15 protein-coding genes and 4 pseudogenes are annotated in these 14,786 nt (G+C 71.1%); 8 read left to right on the forward strand and 11 right to left on the reverse strand.

Translation table 11 applies throughout. From position 1 onward, the window contains the following. Window positions 1-133: 133 nt before the first annotated feature. Both J5Y04_RS13265 and J5Y04_RS13270 read right to left on the reverse strand, forming a co-directional pair. Complete coding sequence (locus J5Y04_RS13265) at window positions 134-913, reverse strand: alpha/beta fold hydrolase (protein ID WP_209412189.1); 780 nt, start codon at window positions 911-913, stop codon at window positions 134-136. A gap of 34 nt (window positions 914-947) precedes the next feature. Beyond that, entirely contained in the window at window positions 948-1,355 is a 408-nt protein-coding gene (locus J5Y04_RS13270; protein WP_209412190.1) for a hypothetical protein, read from the reverse strand. Window positions 1,356-1,617: 262 nt separating this feature from the next. Between J5Y04_RS13270 and J5Y04_RS43935 the strand changes: the two genes are divergently transcribed. Then, complete coding sequence (locus J5Y04_RS43935; RefSeq protein WP_209412191.1) at window positions 1,618-2,334, forward strand: helix-turn-helix domain-containing protein; 717 nt, start codon at window positions 1,618-1,620, stop codon at window positions 2,332-2,334. 658 nt (window positions 2,335-2,992) lie between these two features. On the opposite strand, the pseudogene J5Y04_RS13280 reads toward J5Y04_RS43935, so the two are convergent. Beyond that, a pseudogene (locus J5Y04_RS13280) lies at window positions 2,993-3,903 on the reverse strand (IS5 family transposase). Window positions 3,904-3,924: 21 nt separating this feature from the next. On the opposite strand from J5Y04_RS13280, the pseudogene J5Y04_RS41645 reads away from it, so the two are divergent. After that, window positions 3,925-4,050: pseudogene (locus J5Y04_RS41645) on the forward strand (alpha/beta hydrolase); the annotation flags it as partial. Between the two features lie 299 nt (window positions 4,051-4,349). On the opposite strand, the gene J5Y04_RS13290 reads toward J5Y04_RS41645, so the two are convergent. Further along, on the reverse strand, window positions 4,350-4,601 hold the full coding sequence (locus J5Y04_RS13290) for a hypothetical protein (protein ID WP_209412192.1): 252 nt from the start codon (window positions 4,599-4,601) through the stop codon (window positions 4,350-4,352). Between the two features lie 54 nt (window positions 4,602-4,655). After that, on the reverse strand, window positions 4,656-4,970 hold the full coding sequence (locus tag J5Y04_RS13295; RefSeq protein WP_209412193.1) for a hypothetical protein: 315 nt from the start codon (window positions 4,968-4,970) through the stop codon (window positions 4,656-4,658). Between the two features lie 199 nt (window positions 4,971-5,169). On the opposite strand from J5Y04_RS13295, the pseudogene J5Y04_RS41650 reads away from it, so the two are divergent. Next, a pseudogene (locus tag J5Y04_RS41650) lies at window positions 5,170-5,520 on the forward strand (hypothetical protein); the annotation flags it as partial. A gap of 281 nt (window positions 5,521-5,801) precedes the next feature. Continuing rightward, complete coding sequence (locus J5Y04_RS41655) at window positions 5,802-6,104, forward strand: helix-turn-helix domain-containing protein (RefSeq protein ID WP_307853105.1); 303 nt, start codon at window positions 5,802-5,804, stop codon at window positions 6,102-6,104. On the opposite strand, the gene J5Y04_RS13305 is transcribed toward J5Y04_RS41655, so the two are convergent. The 6 genes from J5Y04_RS13305 to J5Y04_RS13330 form a co-directional block, all read right to left on the reverse strand. Further along, complete coding sequence (locus tag J5Y04_RS13305; RefSeq protein WP_209412194.1) at window positions 6,074-6,997, reverse strand: VOC family protein; 924 nt, start codon at window positions 6,995-6,997, stop codon at window positions 6,074-6,076. The two genes, J5Y04_RS41655 and J5Y04_RS13305, sit on opposite strands and share 31 nt — an antisense overlap. A gap of 590 nt (window positions 6,998-7,587) precedes the next feature. After that, entirely contained in the window at window positions 7,588-8,577 is a 990-nt protein-coding gene (locus J5Y04_RS13310) for an aldo/keto reductase (protein WP_209412195.1), read from the reverse strand. Window positions 8,578-8,813: 236 nt separating this feature from the next. After that, window positions 8,814-8,963: a hypothetical protein gene (locus tag J5Y04_RS13315; protein WP_209412196.1), complete on the reverse strand. Its 150-nt coding sequence runs from the start codon at window positions 8,961-8,963 to the stop codon at window positions 8,814-8,816. Window positions 8,964-9,183: 220 nt separating this feature from the next. Next, entirely contained in the window at window positions 9,184-9,555 is a 372-nt protein-coding gene (locus tag J5Y04_RS13320; RefSeq protein WP_209412197.1) for a nuclear transport factor 2 family protein, read from the reverse strand. Between the two features lie 45 nt (window positions 9,556-9,600). Beyond that, on the reverse strand, window positions 9,601-10,053 hold the full coding sequence (locus tag J5Y04_RS43505; RefSeq protein ID WP_307853093.1) for an alcohol dehydrogenase catalytic domain-containing protein: 453 nt from the start codon (window positions 10,051-10,053) through the stop codon (window positions 9,601-9,603). Between the two features lie 107 nt (window positions 10,054-10,160). Then, the gene (locus tag J5Y04_RS13330) at window positions 10,161-10,589 is read right to left on the reverse strand and encodes a nitroreductase family deazaflavin-dependent oxidoreductase (RefSeq protein WP_209412198.1); all 429 of its coding nucleotides are present in this window, start codon (window positions 10,587-10,589) and stop codon (window positions 10,161-10,163) included. A 544-nt stretch (window positions 10,590-11,133) separates the two neighbouring features. On the opposite strand from J5Y04_RS13330, the gene J5Y04_RS13335 reads away from it, so the two are divergent. The 4 genes and pseudogenes from J5Y04_RS13335 to J5Y04_RS13350 all read left to right on the forward strand — a co-directional run bounded on the left by J5Y04_RS13335 (window position 11,134) and on the right by J5Y04_RS13350 (window position 14,649). Next, window positions 11,134-11,661 (forward strand): YceI family protein, encoded by a 528-nt coding sequence (locus J5Y04_RS13335; protein WP_209412199.1) that lies wholly within the window; start codon window positions 11,134-11,136, stop codon window positions 11,659-11,661. A gap of 19 nt (window positions 11,662-11,680) precedes the next feature. Continuing rightward, window positions 11,681-11,902, forward strand: a pseudogene (locus tag J5Y04_RS43510) (AAA family ATPase); the annotation flags it as partial. Window positions 11,903-11,975: 73 nt separating this feature from the next. Next, window positions 11,976-13,127, forward strand: coding sequence for a hypothetical protein (locus J5Y04_RS13345; RefSeq protein ID WP_307853109.1), 1,152 nt, complete (start codon window positions 11,976-11,978; stop codon window positions 13,125-13,127). A 511-nt stretch (window positions 13,128-13,638) separates the two neighbouring features. Continuing rightward, window positions 13,639-14,649, forward strand: a complete 1,011-nt coding sequence (locus tag J5Y04_RS13350) for a hypothetical protein (protein WP_209412202.1) — start codon at window positions 13,639-13,641, stop codon at window positions 14,647-14,649. Window positions 14,650-14,786: the final 137 nt, after the last annotated feature.

The raw sequence follows: 14,786 nt of genomic DNA on the forward strand, positions 1-14,786 counted from the left end.
GCTTGGGCAGAAGGCCGGTGGCGGGGTTGCTGCTGCGTACCGGCACGTACTCATGCGTGTGGCCGGCACCGGGGGCGACCCGGTGGGCGAGATGGTCCGCGGCCCGCATGTGGAGCCTTGTGGCAGCTCGCGTTCAGCCGGCCACCTCACGGATGGCATTTGCGACGGCGAGGAAGTCCTTCTTCAGGATCAGGTCGTGGTTGCTCGCGACCTTCGCGCTGATCTCGATGTGCGGGTTGCGCTCGGTCACCGCCTGCAGGACGGTCCGGATCCGCTCCTGCTCGTCGCCCTTGCTGCCCAGTGACGAGCCCGAAGCGACGACGTACCGCGCCGGGACCGCGATCGCGTCCAGCACCGGGCTCATCGCGCTCACCCGGGCGACCTTGCCGAGCTCGATGTTGCACTCCGCCATCTGCGCGGCGGTCATCCGGGGTGTCAGGCCGGTCGGGCGTGCCAGCGCCACCAGCGGGGACATCCGCCGGAACATCCTGCGGATCCGTTGCTCCATCGCGTCGTCCAGCCAGTCGTACGGCTGCGCGCCCTCCACCATGACCGCACCCAGTGCACGCTCCGGGTTCCGGCTGGCCCAGTACGCCGCGACGAACGCCCCGTAGGACCAGCCCGCCACCACCGCCCGCTCCACGCCCCGGGCCGCGAGCACGGCGTCGACATCCGTCACCATGGTCTCGAAGGAGTAGTCCGCCGAGCGCCCCGACTTCCTGCCGCGGGCCCGCATGTCGTAGGTGATGTGCCGCCAGCCCGTGCCCAGTTCGGCGATGGTGTGCCGCCAGTAGCCCTGGGTGGCGAACTGGCCGTTGAGGTAGATCACGGGGGTTCCGGAGCCGCCGGTGTCGGTGACGGCCAGGGCTGTGTCGTCCACCGGCACCATGCCGGTCCACTGCGTGTTCGTCATGGCTTTCCTCTTGGCGACGTGGACCGACGTGCCGTCAGGCTGCGTCGAGAGCGGCGGTGATCTTGCGGGTGATGTCGGTCAGGACGGGGCTGGGCTCGCCCTTGAGGACCCGGGTGGCCGATGCGACGGCGACCAGGACGGTGCTGCGGAAGTTGTCGGCCTCGGCCTGGTCCTGCTGCTTGAGCAGGCTCATCGCGGCCGTCAGGGCCGGCAGCACCCGGTCGGCGATCGTGGCCACGGACGAGCTGTCCGGCTTCGGGCCCTCCGCTTCCTCGGCGAGCACGTGCCCGACCAGGCCGGTCGCGGACGACAGGGCGATGGAACCCGCGGTGGCCATCTTGTGCGGCTTGGTGGTGGCGCCGGCGGCGACCAGCAGCGCGATCGCGCCGTGCGCGGCGGTGCGGAGGGTCAGCTTGTCCTGCTCGGAGAGGGTGATGGACACGGAGGGGCGCTCCTTCGGGCGGGTGGTTCGTGACTGTTCGGCAATTGCTGAACGTCTACGACCGTACATTGCGTTCATGGATTGGGCAACGCCAATGAAGCCGAATCGCCCTTATGTAGCAAGGGTTGAGCGCCCACGATTGCAATGACGGTGACGCTAAACGCAAGAGCCCTTCGGGGCTGGCATTGCAATGATCCCCGCGTCTTCGGATACTGTGCCGCAGAAGGAGCGGGAGCACCGGCACAGAAGGAGAAGAGCACCGATGCCCGGAGGCAGACTCACCGACGGGGACCGCCGGCAGATCGCTGCGGGACTGGCCGAGGGGCTCGGGTACACGGAGATCGGCCGGCTCCTGGACCGTCCCGCCTCGACGATCATGCGCGAGGTCGCCCGCAATGGCGGACCGGAGGGCTACCGGGCGGACTTGGCGCAGGAGGCCACCCGCCATCGCGCGCGCCGGCCCAAGCAGGAGCCGTCGCCCGTGCTACCGCCGGTCGCCACGGACGGCCGGGGCCGCGACCCGCAGGTGGTGCGGGAGGTCGCGGAGACCGTCACCACGCTGATCGAGCAGCAGGGTATGCCCACGATGGCGGCGAAGGTGCTCGTCTGCCTGCTCGTCACCGATTCGGGCGCCCTCACCGCCGGCGACCTGGTCCAGCAACTGGGCGTCAGCCCGGCGTCCGTCTCGCACGCCGTCGCCTTCCTGGAGCAGCAGGGCCTTCTCCGGCGCGAACGGGTCCCCGGCGAGCGCCGCGAGCGCTACGTCATCGACGGCGAGATCTGGCTCCGGTCCACCGTGGCGGCGGTACAGATGCACAGGGCCCTGGTGACCGAACTCCGCACCGCCGCCGAGGCCCTCGGCCCCGCCACCCCGGCCGGCACCCGCTTCGGGGACTCCGCCGAGTTCCTGACCCTGATGAGCGGGACCCTCCAGCAGGTCGTCGATCAGTGGCAGCAGCGCCGGGCAGCAGTCGAATAGCCCCCATCGCACTCGCTGGTAGCCCCCCTGATCGCAGCTGTGAGTACCTCCCCCGTTCGGGGTGACGTCCCGGGCCGCTCTGCGCGACGCACTCGATCGGCTGCAGCCACCAGGGGCCGGCCCGAAGTACGTCGGATGACGGAAGCGACTGCCCGGGGACCGCCCCTAGGGCCTCTCTTTCGGATCACGCCACGCAAACCGAGGTTTGTAGGGTCAGTGCCCAATACGGATTGAGGGGGCGGAGTGACAGGGACTTCTTCGGCTTCGGGCGGCGTGTTCGAGCCGGTCAGGCAGCACTTGCGGGATCCTGCGTATGACTTCGATGTGGGTCCAGGCTGGCGGCAGTTGGTGTTGGAGTGCCATCAGGCCGTCGTCGCAGAGTTCCCGGAGTATGAGCTACGGGCCGTGAAGCAGAAACTCGGGGCCCTGGCCTTCCAAGCGTCTCCGCGACCGTGGCAGCCCGGCGGCAACTGGAGCAGAGAGGAGCACGCACGGCTCGATGCCGTGACTCGCTCATTTGCCAACCGTAGCGAGGCCATCTGTGAACGGTGCGGAGCAGATGGCACTCTGCGTGGGAGCAGGCGGATCCTTCTGGTCCTGTGTGAAACGTGCGAGACACTAGTGCCGGAACACGGCCACCTCTGAGCGGCACCGCTTGTCAGCGGGCGGACCAGATGAAGATGCCTGCGATGTGGAGTCCGGCCTGGAAGACGGTGGCGGTCTTCTCGTAGCGGGTGGCGAGGCCGCGCCAGTTCTTCAGGCGGTTGATGCACCGTTCGACGGTGTTGCGCTGCTTGTAGGCCTGACGGTCGAAGCCGGGAGGACGTCCTCCGAGCCGGCCCCTGCGTTTGCGGTTGGCGATCTGGTTGGCGGGCTGCGGGATCACCGCCCGGATGTTGCGCCTTCGCAGGTGTTCGCGGATGGCCCTCGACGAGTAGGCCCGGTCCGCCAGGACCACGAGGGGCCGGGTGCGTGGTCGTCCGACCGGCCTGGGCACGCGCAGGGCGGCCATGACGTGCTCGAACGCGGGCGCGTCGCCCGCCTGGCCGGGCGTGAGGTGGAAACACAGCGGGCGGCAGCGGCCGTCCGCGGCGAGGTGGATCTTCGTGGTCAGTCCGCCGCGGGAGCGCCCGACGGCGTGGTGGCCGGGTTCGTTGGCCGGGGCCCCTTTTGACGGGCCCCGGCCGCGTTCTGGTGCGCGCGAACGATCGTGGAGTCGACCGAGACAACCCAGTCCAGGTCGCCCTCGGCGTCGGCCTGGGCGAGCAGGGCGGTGAAGACCCGCTCCCAGGTCCCGTCGATCGCCCAGTTCCGAAGCCGGGTGTAGACGCCTTTCCACGAGCCGTACTTCTCGGGCAGGTGCACCCACTGCGAGCCGGTCTGGAACTTCCACGCGATCGCGTCGATCACCTCCCGGTGATCACGCCAGCGCCCTCCCCGCTTCGGCGTCCGGTCCGGCAACAACGGCTCTATCCGCGCCCACTGCGCGTCAGTCAACGGCACGACCAGACCAACGATCCGATGATCGGAAAGAAACGCCCTAGCGTGACCTGACGTACCGTCACGCATTCGGCGACGACAGGAGAACCGATGAGTGAGCAGGAACGCCGCGGGAACATCGTCCTCGTCCACGGGGGATTCGTGGACGGCTCCGGCTGGCAGGGAGTGTACGAGCGATTGACCGCGGCCGGGTTCCGCGTGAGTGTCGTGCAGAATGGCCCGTCTCCCAGGTCACCGTCGCCGAACTGGCCGAACGCGCCGGAATCACCCGGGCGACGTTCTACAACCGCTACAGCACCCCGGTCGCCCCGCGCATCGAGGCGCTCTACGCGGACCTGGAGACCGGCCACCGCCTGGAAGACCGGCGTCGCGCCGAAGGAGCGCCCGGCGCGAGCTGCTACGGCTGTCCGTGGTGGAGGTGGCCGATCACGTCGAGCGCTTCGCCGACGTCTAACGCCACGCGGCCGACTGCCGGGATTTCCAGGAGCGATCGGCACGGCGGCGGTCAGTGATGATCAAGCGACCAACTGGCGGCCCTGCTCGAAGAAGGCCAACACACCGTCCACGCCGCCGAGCTCGCGGACCGTGGCCAGCGCGCCGAACGGCGCGTTCCAGTACGTCCCCTGCTGCGGGGTGTGCGGGCCGACGTAGGCGTACGGCTCCGCCTGGAAGCCATCGCCCGGGGAGACCCCGTAGTTGACCGCGGCCACGGTCACACCGATGTCGAAGTGCTCGGGCCAGATAACCGGATCCGCCCCGGGAAACATCCGGCGAAGTGCGGCATCGCCGACTGCGAAACCATGCGCGATCCAGTGCGCCGGCTACGGATCGGCTTCGATCACGTCCTCGGGGCCGACACCGGATCCACCCTGGTAGAGCCCCGCGGGTGCACCGACCGTGACCCCGACCGCAGCCGCCAGCGCGGCGCAAGTGGTCCGCTCCAGGAAGAGGCGCTGCCCGGACGCCACCAGATCCGCGCCGACGACCTGCACGTTCGGCTCGGCCCGGGTGGCGAAGCCGCCGAGGGAGGCGCGCAGCCTGATCGTGCCACTGGTTCGGAACTGTGGTCCGGCCAGGACCAGCTCCGCGACCGCGTGCAAGGCGCGGCGGGTGCGTACAAGCGATTCGATGTCCATGACGGCATGCTCTCCCACCGTGGCGCCCGGCTCCCGCACCCGGCGCGTTCCCCACCGCTCACGCGCCGAATCACAGGCCGAACCACGACACCTCGCAGCTCTACGAATCCGGTCCTCAGCTGGCCCCGCCTGACAGTCACCCGGCGGACCAGCCCGTCCCGTCCAGGCGGGTCCCCAGCGGGTCGAGCGCAGCGCGGGGATGATCTCCCGCGGCGGTGAGGACCACCTCACGCTGGTGCTCCAGCACCGCGGCACCGCCCGCCTGGCCCAGGACGGCAATCGGGTGGAGCTGCGCCCGGGTACCTTCGCGGTCTCCGACGCCGGGCGGCCGTTCGCGAAGGAGCTGCCGGAGCCATTCGTCTTCACGGCCTTCCACTGGCCGCGCTCGGCCGTTGGCGTCTCGGAGGAGGAGCTGCGGACGCTCACCGCGACCGTCTTCGACGCCGGCACCGGCACCGCCCGCCTGGCGGCCGCCTACCTGGGGCACCTCTCCGTGTCGGCCGAGTCGCTGGAGCCCCAGGTGGCCTCCTGGCTCGCCACCACGGCGCTCGACCTGCTCGCGGTGCTCGCACACGAACGCCGCGGCCGGTCCGTCCCCGAGGCGCCCGGGGCGGCACTGGCCATCCTGGCCCGGGTGAAGGACCACATCCCGCGCCACCTGGGCGACCCGGACCTCACGCCGGACCGGATCGCGGCCGCCCAGCACGTGTCCGTGCGGTACCTGCACAAGCTCTTCCGCTTCGAGGGTGTGACGGTGGCCCGCTGGATCCAGCGCCGGCGGCTGGAAACGTGCCGTCGTGAGCTGGCCCGTTCGACGGAGGGCGGACGACCGTGGCGGCGGTCGCGGGCCGGTGGGGCTTCGCGAGTGCCAGTCACTTCAGCCGGGCGTTCCGGGCCGCCTACGGGGTCTCCCCGCGCGAGTGGCAGGCTGCGTCCGGACGCGCCCCATCCCGGGGAGCGCGCCGCTGCCGGCGGTGGAACAGGTCCGGGCTGCTCTCCCGCCCGGGTACGACGTCGCGGTGTGACGGCCGAGGCGGCAGGCGCGGCCCGGGCCGCCGGGCGGTGGTGCCGGACTTGACGGCCCGGGCCTCCTGGTCCGCCGGTCACCGGTCGGTGTGCAGCTCCGCGACGTAGCCGCCCGGGAACCGCACCATTGCGCTGTCCCGACCGTCTGCCCGGACCGGCCCCCACAGTACCGAGGCGCCCGCGGCCTTCGCCCGCTCCAGGGTGGCGCCGAGGTCCGCCGCACCGTAGCCGGTGAGTTCCCGGCCGAACGGGTACGGCAGGTGGCCGTCCGTCACGGCGACCGTGGTGGCGCCGAAGCCGGAGGTGAGACGCAGCAGCCGGTAGACGGTTCCGGGCAGTCCGATCGCGGCGCCGTCGGCCCGGCGGTCGTCGGAGACGATCCGGCCGCCGGTGAAGGCGAGGTAGCTGCGCAGGAAGGCGCCGACCGCGTCCGGTGACAGGTAGAGCCGGTTCTCCGGCACGCTGGCCAGGTCGGGGTAGGACGGCGGCGTGGTGTGCACGTAGAGCTGGGCGCTGATGCCGCCGGGGAACTGGACGACGGCGTCCCGGCCGATCGGGTCGGCGAACGGTGCCACGGTCACGGCCGCGCCGTCGGTCCGGGCGGCGCGGACCGCCCGGTCGAGGTCGGTGACCAGCCAGCCGGTGCGCTCGCTGCCGAACGGGTACGGGACGGGCGTGGTGTAGTCGAACACTGACAGTGTGCCGACCGGGGAGAGCACCAGCTCCGACAGGGTCCGGCTGGGCGTGGGCGTCACCTGGGTGGCGTTCGGCCCGATTGTCCTCCCGCCGAAGGTGGCCACCCAACTGGCCACGAAGGCCTGCTCGGTGCCGGGTTCCACGTACACGTGGGTGGAGTCGTACTGCGGGCCGACGGCGAGCTGCCGGTGCGAGGCGGACGGCGCGGCCTGGGTGTCCTGGGCCACCGAGGTGGTGGGGGCCGCAGCCAGCGCGGCGATCGCCGCCACCAGTGGGACCAGCCGTCGGGTGAGGCTTCGTTTCATGGGATGACCTCCCGGTCGTGGTGCTCGCCCGGCGTCCCGGAGGGAATGCGCGGGCGCGTGGTTGTGGTCGGCGTCGCTCAGGTCGGCGTTGCTCAGGTCGTCGTCGCGCCCCGGAGCGGACCGCTTCCCGGTGCGGGTGGCGGCGTGCGGCGTCCGAGCGGTCGGGAACAACGGCTGAAGACCGTCGAAGTCCTGATGGAACGTTAGATCGGAAGGTGATGTCGGACTTGGTCGACAGCGCACCGGATCCGGCCCGGGAGTGCACCGGTGGGTCGGAGCGGCGGCCGTGCGCGAGGTTCGCGGCGTCGGAACGGGAAGGTGCCCGGCTGCCGGGCAGCCGGGCACCTTCCCGTTCGTTCAGGGGGCGGTCAGGGGGTCGCGATGCGCGTCCTGCCGCGCGGCCTGCCGTGGTCAGGTTCCCCGGACCGTCGGCCCAGCAGTTGCGGCGGGGGCACCGGAGCAGGTCCCGGCCGGTTCAGACCGTTCGCCGGCCGGGACGTCCCGTGGTGGGCGGAACTCCTTGTTCTGCACGATCCGGCACGGGCCCGCCTGCTGCTGTGGCTGCCACCCGGCCGGTCTGCGGCCGTCGTTCAGCGGTTCACCGCCCGCATTCCGTCCTCGTCGTAGCGCTCGCCCTCCACCGCGGGCAACTCGGCCTCGATGCGCGCCAGGTCCTCGTCGGTCAGCTCGACGTCGACCGCGCCCGCGTTCTGCTCCAGATAGGTGCGGCGCTTGGTGCCCGGGATCGGCACGAGGTCCTCGCCGCGGGCCAGTACCCAGGCGATGGCGAGCTGGGCCGGGGTGACGTGCTTCTCCGCGGCGATCTGCTTCACCTTCTCCGCGAGCCGGAGGTTGGCCGCCAGGTTGGCCTCGGTGAAGCGCGGGTTGGTGCGGCGGAAGTCGTCCTTGTCAAGCTCGTCCGGGGAGCTGAAGCGGCCCGCGAGGAAGCCGCGGCCGAGCGGGGAGTACGGCACGAAGCCGATTCCGAGCTCCCGGCACGTGGGGAGCACCTCGGCTTCCACGTCCCGTGTCCAGAGCGAGTACTCGCTCTGGACGGCGGTGACCGGGTGGACGGCGTGGGCGCGGCGGATGGTCTCCGCACTCGCCTCGCTCAGCCCGATGCACCGCACCTTGCCCTCGGCGACCAGTTCGCCGAGCGCGCCGACGGTCTCCTCGATGGGCACGGTCGGGTCGACCCGGTGCTGGTAGTACAGATCGATGCGGTCGGTACGGAGTCGCGCGAGTGAACCGTGGACGGAACTGCGGACGTGCTCGGCCGAGCCGTCCTGGCGCCCCACCGTCGACATGTCGCCCGGAACAGCGCCGTCCATGCGGTAGTTGAACTTCGTGGCGATCACGTACTCGTCACGGTGTCCCCGGACGGCCTCGCCGACCAGGGACTCGTTGGTGAGCGGTCCGTAGACCTGCGCCGTGTCGAGGAAGGTGATGCCGAGGTCCAGCGCGCGCCGGATGGTCGCGATGCCCTCGTCCTGGTCGGCCGTGCCGTAGAAGGCGGACATCCCCATGCAGCCGAGCCCGATGGCCGACACCTGGAGGTCCCGCAGACTGCGCTGTTTCATGTGTCGTGCCAGTCCTTCGTCTCGTTCTTCCCTTGCCCTGGGCGTTCCGACGCCCGGTCCGGGCGAACGCCCGGGGGCCTCGTCTCATCGGAGAGGACCCTACGGCGCCGGGGTCTTCCGGAGGCGGACCGGCACGGCCGGATGCCGGGCGCCCGTGCGGGGGTCTTTGCACCACCGGCGGGCGGGCTTGCGGCCCGGCGAGGTCCGGCCCGGCCCGGACCGGGAGTCCCGCACCGTCAGGGGAGGGCGGTGAGTGGTGGGTGTCGGTACTCCTCCGTCGCGTCGAGCAGCCGGTCCCCGAGCTGCTGGGCGAAGGACCCGCGGACCAGGAGCCGGTACGACGGCGCCTCGTCGAGCTGGTGCAGCACCACGTTGACCTTGGACACCGCCGTCCGGGCGCAGCGGCCCGGCGCGAAGGCGCGCCGCTCCCGCCGATCCTGTCCCGGCCGCCTCGGACGAGGTCGAGGGCGAGGGCGAAGGTCCGGCCGAGCGGATCAGAGCCTGGATCGGGAATCCGTCCGTGACCAAGGAGGACCTGGTCGCCGCGCCCATGGCGTGCGCACCCGCCTGGTAGGCGGTCGCCGCCCGGCGCTCCGACCCGCCGGGCTAGGAAGGCTGGTGGACCTCGGTGACGAAGGTGTAGAGCTCGACGATGACGCCGTCCTTGCAGTGGGCGATGTCCATTCCGGTCACGACGGGTGCTTGGCCGGCGGGACCGTACCGGAAGCCGAGATGGCCGAGGTCGTCGTTGACCGAGACGGGGCCGTCCGGCTGGAAGGTCCAGTCCGGGGTCTGCGCCCGTAACTCGGCGGCGCGGTGCGCCAGCGCCTCGCGCCCTCGGATGACGCGGTCCGGCTCGTGCCACACGACGCCCTCGGCGTAGGTCTCGGCGATGGCGGTGGCGCGGCGGTCGGGGTCCGGTTCGTTGAAGACGTCGAGGAGGTTGCGGCGCATCAGGTCGGCGACGGTGCTGTCCATGGCTGGTCCTTCGGATCGTGCCGGGGATTCGGCGGGCGGGCGCGTTCAGCTCGGGCGGGCCGGTGCAGGCGGCGGGAAGTGCCTTGCGAGTTGGGTTCGGGTTGCCTCGTCGAGCTGAACGGCTGCGGTGGCGGGGTTCTCGGCGAGGTGGGCGCGGGTGCGGGTGCCGGGGATGAGCAGGATGTTGGGGGCGAGGTGGAGGAGTGGTGGGCTCGGGCATGGTCCCTCTACCAGGACCAGCTCGGCCTGGGAGGCCCGCTTGTTGCTGAATCCGATCACCTCGTCACCGGGCCGGAATCCGCTGACCCCGGCGCCGACCTCCTCGATGACTCCGGCGAGGTCGCTGCCCTGCCCGGACGGGAACGTCGACGGGAACATGTCCGCTACCGCCCCCGTGCGGATGACCGCCTCACTGGGGTTGATGCCGGCAGCCTTCACCCCTACGAGGACCTGCCCGTCTCCGGGTAGCGGGCGCTCCACCTCGTCGACTCGCAACACGTCGATGCCGCCGAACTCGTCGTACCTGACAGCCTTTGGCAGGATCTCTCTCCTTCGACCCGATGGGGTTCTTGCCCAGGTGAACGGGCGGGGTCAGAGGGCGTGGGCTACGCCCGTCGAAGTTCGAGCACAGGGATGGTGCGCACGCCAGCCGTCTGGCGTGCGTAATCGGCAAAGCCGTGGTAGCGCCGTGCTTGCTCGGCGTAGACGCGGTCGCGTTCGGCGCCGGTCAATTCGCGGACGGTCACCTGGTACATCTCGGTCCCGCGTTCGATGCTGCCGACACCGACGGCGATCAAGTTGCGGTACCAGTCGGGGTTGGTGGGTGCCCCACCCTTGGAGGCGAAGACGTAGATGATGTCCGGCTCTGTCTCGTGCGGGAGGTACATCATCGGGTTGACGTACTCCCGCCCGCTCCTGCGGCCGCGGTGGTGCACCAGGACCAGCGGAGCGCCCTCGAAGACCCCGCCGACCCTGCCCTCGTTCGCTCGGAACTCCGCGATGGTCTTCGCGTTCCAGTCGAGCGCTTCGCTCATGTCGAACTCCTGTCTGGGAGGTGTGCCACTGTGAGCCTTCCCACCAGCCAGGTGAGGAGGCATCACCGGATAGAGGTGATTCGCACGGTCGGGGGCGTCGCACCGCGAACTCCGACAGGCTCTGCCCGACCTCGGGCAGGTGGCTGGAGACCAGCAGCCGCAACGCCGCGCCGTCCTCGCAGAGCCCAGGGCAGTCGGCGCCACCGGGCAGGCCCGCCGGCTCCTTCCGGTGCGTCGAGGCGCTCACCGACGCCCGACGCCCGGAGAGGACCTGGCCGCCCTTCGTCGCAGCGGACGCGGAAATCATCAGGTTCCGGCGATGGGCGCTCACCTGTCTGGCGGTGATCCTGGGGGCGATCGAGAAGACGGGCACCTTGTCGGGGAATGGCTCACCGTTGCGGAGATCTTCGTGCCTTCACTGAGCCCTAGGCCGACGGCGCGGCGCTGTCGCCGGACCGTTCCCCCGTGCCGCCGACAACGCCAGAACCTGCAGTGAAGAGCTCCACAGTGCTCGTTGCATGATCAAGTAGATGAGGAGGTCATCATGACCGTCGCAACGCCGAAGCCGGGACAGTACGCCATCGACGTCCCCCGTTCCGGGATCACCTTCACCACCAAGCACATGTTCGGGCTAGGCACCGTCCGCGGCAGCTTCCGGCTGCGCAGCGGCACTGTCGTCCTCACCGAGCCGCCCACCGGAAGCCGCGTGCACGCCGTCGCCGACGCCAGCAGCTTCGCCACCGGCAACAAGAACCGCGACCGCCAGGTGCTGTCCAAGGCGCTGCTCGACACCGCCGCCTACCCCGACATCGTCTTCACCTCCACCGGGGCCGAACTGGACGGGGCCGGTGCCTGGGCTCTCCAGGGGCAGCTGACCGCCCACGGCGTCCCCGCGCCCGTCACCTTCATCGTGGCGAAGGCCGAGATCGACGGCGACGAGATCGCCGTGGAGGCCACGGCGACCGTCGACCGCTACGCCCACGGCGTCACCAGGCTCAAGGGCATGGCCGGGCGCCGCCTTCAGATGACCGCGACCATCCGCGCCCGACTCACCGGCGGTGGCTCTGCCTAGCGGGCCGCCGCACAAGGGAGTGATCGTCGCGACCGCGGAGGCACTCGCCGGCGCGGGGCCCGGCGGTCTGCTGCTGCTCCTGGGGGAACCGGGCGTCGGGAAGACGGCACTGCTGGCCGCCGCCGCAGCCCGGGCCGAGGAGCGCGGCATGCAGGTGGTCGCGACCGCCGGCGCGGAGTACAGGGCGCGCCTGAGCTACAGCGGCCTCAGGCAGTTCCTCGACGCGGCGGCCGCGTTGCATCCTGCGCTCCACCCGGGCGAGGCCCTCGCCCGCCGAACGCGCCCGGCTGATCCGGGCGGACGACCCCTCCGGGGTGTGGTTCCGGCATTCGCTGACCCGGTCGGCGGTCGTGGAGCCGTCGACCAGCGACCAGCGCCGCAGCGCTCACCGTGCGTTGGCCCGGGCGTGGGAGGACGATCCGGAGCGGCGGGCGTGGCACCTCGCCCAAGCCGTGGACGCTCCCGACGAGGGGGTTGCGGCGCTGGTGGAGCGCGCGGCCGTCGGGATCGCCCGCCGAGGCGACGGTCCGGCCGCGGTGGCGGCGCTGCTGCGCGCCGCCGAACTCACCCCGGCCGGTCCCGAACGGGCCCGGCGACTGGCCGAGGCGGCGTACTCCGGCGCGAACATCACCGGTGACCTGAGTGGCGTACCGGGTCTTCTGGACGACGCGCGCCGCACGGCGCCCGGGCAGGGGTCGCTGGCCGCGGCGATGGCCGGGGCGGCGTACCTGCTCAACGGGGCCGGCGACGTCGACACCGCACACCGCCTCCTGTGTGGAGCCATCGCCGGGCAACAGGCACCGTACGATCCCGCCGACGCCACCTTGGCCGAGGCCCCGCACACCCTGCTGCTGGTGTGCTTCTTCGGCGGTCGGCCCGACCTGTTGACCGGGTTCGACGCCGCCGCGGCCGCCTGTCCCTCGGCTCCCGAGCTGCTGGCGACGACACGCAGCACGTTCGCCGACCCGGCCCGCACGAGCCCGGCGAATCTGGCCCGGCTGGACGAGTCCATCGCGCAACTCGCCCACCAGTCCGACCCGTTGCACATCGTCCGGGTGGCGGTGGCCGGGGCGTACGTGGACCGGCTGGGCGGGTGCGAGGAAGGGCTGCACCGCGTGGTGGCCGCCGGGCGGCGGGGCGAGAGCATCGCACCGGCCATCGACGCCCTGTTCCTGCTGGGCAACCACGCGTGGCTGACCGGGCAGTGGCCGCAGTTGAGGCAGGCGGTCCGCGAAGGGCTCGACCCGTGCGAGCAGTACCACTACCCCATGCTCGCCTGCCCGGGGAACTTCCTGCCGGCCTGCACGGCCGCGGTCCGTGGCGACCGCACGGCGACCCGCGGCCTGACCGACCGGACGGAGCAGTGGGCCGGGCCCCGCCGTGCCCATGCGCACGGCCGGAGACCAGTGGTAGACATCGGGGCAGCCGGGCCGGCACTCAACCAGCCCAGCCGCGGCGCGGCCTGAGTGCCAGCCGGCTCTGTCGTGCCGAAGCGCGATGTCTGCCGCTTCAAGTAGGCGCCCACCCGGCCGGCGGCAGCAGCACGTGCCGGGCATTCACTCTTCCGGCCTATTGGGCAAGGTGGTTCGAGCCCGATACATTTTCCTGTATCGGGACGCTCCCCGCGGACTCACAGCATGCGGGGATTCGCATTCAGTACCGTCACCGCGACATTCGGAACGGGCATTTCCGCCGCACCGATGACCGATGCCACAGGACCACCTCACCGACATCCCCGGCGACCTCACACACGGCCGCCGATGAGGACAGCCATCTCCAGCGGCAGTCCGAAAGAAGCCTTCCCCGGGGATTTGCACCGCCCCGACGACCATGGGACGGCCCCGCCCGCCACCGCGGAAGCCAACACACGACCCTTGGCAGGCAGTTCCGCGACCAACGGATCACCGTCGCAGAAGACGCATCTCCGCGACCGGGCCCGTCGTGCCCGCCGGAACACACCATCACTCGGGAGGAACCATGAACGCCGCCGCCAACTGGAACGACATCCTCGTCCGGGACAACTTCCCGGACGTCGGACAGACCCCCACGGCCGACCCCGTCTGGGAGTCCCCGGACATCATCCCCTTCGGCAGCGACATCCTCGACTTCGGTCTGCTGGAGTCCAGCTACGACGGCCCCGACCTCGGACTGAGCCACCCCATCGTCTACGGGCGGCTGAACCGCATCTACGTCCGGGGAAAGAACCTCAGGACCGGTTGCCCCTCCTCCGGCAACGTCAGGCTCTACTACGCCCCCGGAGGACTGCTCCTGGACCCGCGGGCATGGACCCCGCTCACCGCCGAGGGCGGCGGTACCGCCGTGCCGTTCACCGTCCGCGGCGGCGCCCGGGAGATCCCGCCCGGACAGATCTGTGTCAGCAGGTCCGCCTTCCTCTGGCCGAGCCAGAACCCGTCGGGTCACTACTGCACGATCGCCACCGTGGACACCCCCGCCCACCCCATGCCCGCCGCACTGCCCACGTTCGGCTCGCTCGTCGACTACCTGAACTGGGTCAGGTACAACCCCAACGTCGGCTGGCGCAACATCGACGTCATCCCGTGCCGGCAGACGAGGTACGTCCTCTCCAACCTGGCCATCGCCAACCTCAACAACACCCCGACGCGCTTCGTCTTCGGGATCTCCGGCACCGACCTGCCCGCCGGCACCGCGACCTTCTCCAACACCGACCAGCAGGCCCCGTTCAGCCTGACGGCGCAGATCTATGCGCCCGGCACCGACGAGGGCTACACGCGCTCGATCGTCCTGCCCGCCAACTACTCCGGCACCGTCACGGTCGTGGTCCAGCTCGAGCAGCCCCTCCCGTGCGACGCCCGGATCGTGCTGCGGGCCTACAACCCGGTGACCGCCAACGCCGGAAAACTCGAACGGCGACTCGCCGTCCCCCTCACCGGCGTACCCGAGCTCCAGGACGCCCTGTTCCTCGAACTCGGCGCCTACACCTTCGTCGCCTCACCGAGCAGCCCGTGACACGCTCGGAGGTACCCACACCGGGCCCCCGGCCGACCACGGTCGTCACGGCGCAGGCCGGCCCGGAACCCGAGTAGGCCGCCACGCCCTACGGGGCCGGCGGCGGTCGCCTCCCGAAGGCCACGTCCCAGGGCTCA

This window comes from Kitasatospora sp. RG8 (assembly GCF_017813315.1).
Classification (GTDB): domain Bacteria; phylum Actinomycetota; class Actinomycetes; order Streptomycetales; family Streptomycetaceae; genus Kitasatospora.

Excerpts from the sequence above, each read along its gene's own strand:
- J5Y04_RS13265 (WP_209412189.1), bottom strand. The coding sequence starts at position 913 with ATGACGAACACGCAGTGGACCGGCATGGTGCCGGTGGACGACACAGCC.
- J5Y04_RS43935 (WP_209412191.1), top strand. The coding sequence starts at position 1,618 with ATGCCCGGAGGCAGACTCACCGACGGGGACCGCCGGCAGATCGCTGCG.
- J5Y04_RS13290 (WP_209412192.1), bottom strand. The coding sequence starts at position 4,601 with ATGTTTCCCGGGGCGGATCCGGTTATCTGGCCCGAGCACTTCGACATC.
- J5Y04_RS13295 (WP_209412193.1), bottom strand. The coding sequence starts at position 4,970 with ATGGACATCGAATCGCTTGTACGCACCCGCCGCGCCTTGCACGCGGTC.
- J5Y04_RS13305 (WP_209412194.1), bottom strand. The coding sequence starts at position 6,997 with ATGAAACGAAGCCTCACCCGACGGCTGGTCCCACTGGTGGCGGCGATC.
- J5Y04_RS13310 (WP_209412195.1), bottom strand. The coding sequence starts at position 8,577 with ATGAAACAGCGCAGTCTGCGGGACCTCCAGGTGTCGGCCATCGGGCTC.
- J5Y04_RS13320 (WP_209412197.1), bottom strand. The coding sequence starts at position 9,555 with ATGGACAGCACCGTCGCCGACCTGATGCGCCGCAACCTCCTCGACGTC.
- J5Y04_RS13330 (WP_209412198.1), bottom strand. The coding sequence starts at position 10,589 with ATGAGCGAAGCGCTCGACTGGAACGCGAAGACCATCGCGGAGTTCCGA.
- J5Y04_RS13335 (WP_209412199.1), top strand. The coding sequence starts at position 11,134 with ATGACCGTCGCAACGCCGAAGCCGGGACAGTACGCCATCGACGTCCCC.
- J5Y04_RS13350 (WP_209412202.1), top strand. The coding sequence starts at position 13,639 with ATGAACGCCGCCGCCAACTGGAACGACATCCTCGTCCGGGACAACTTC.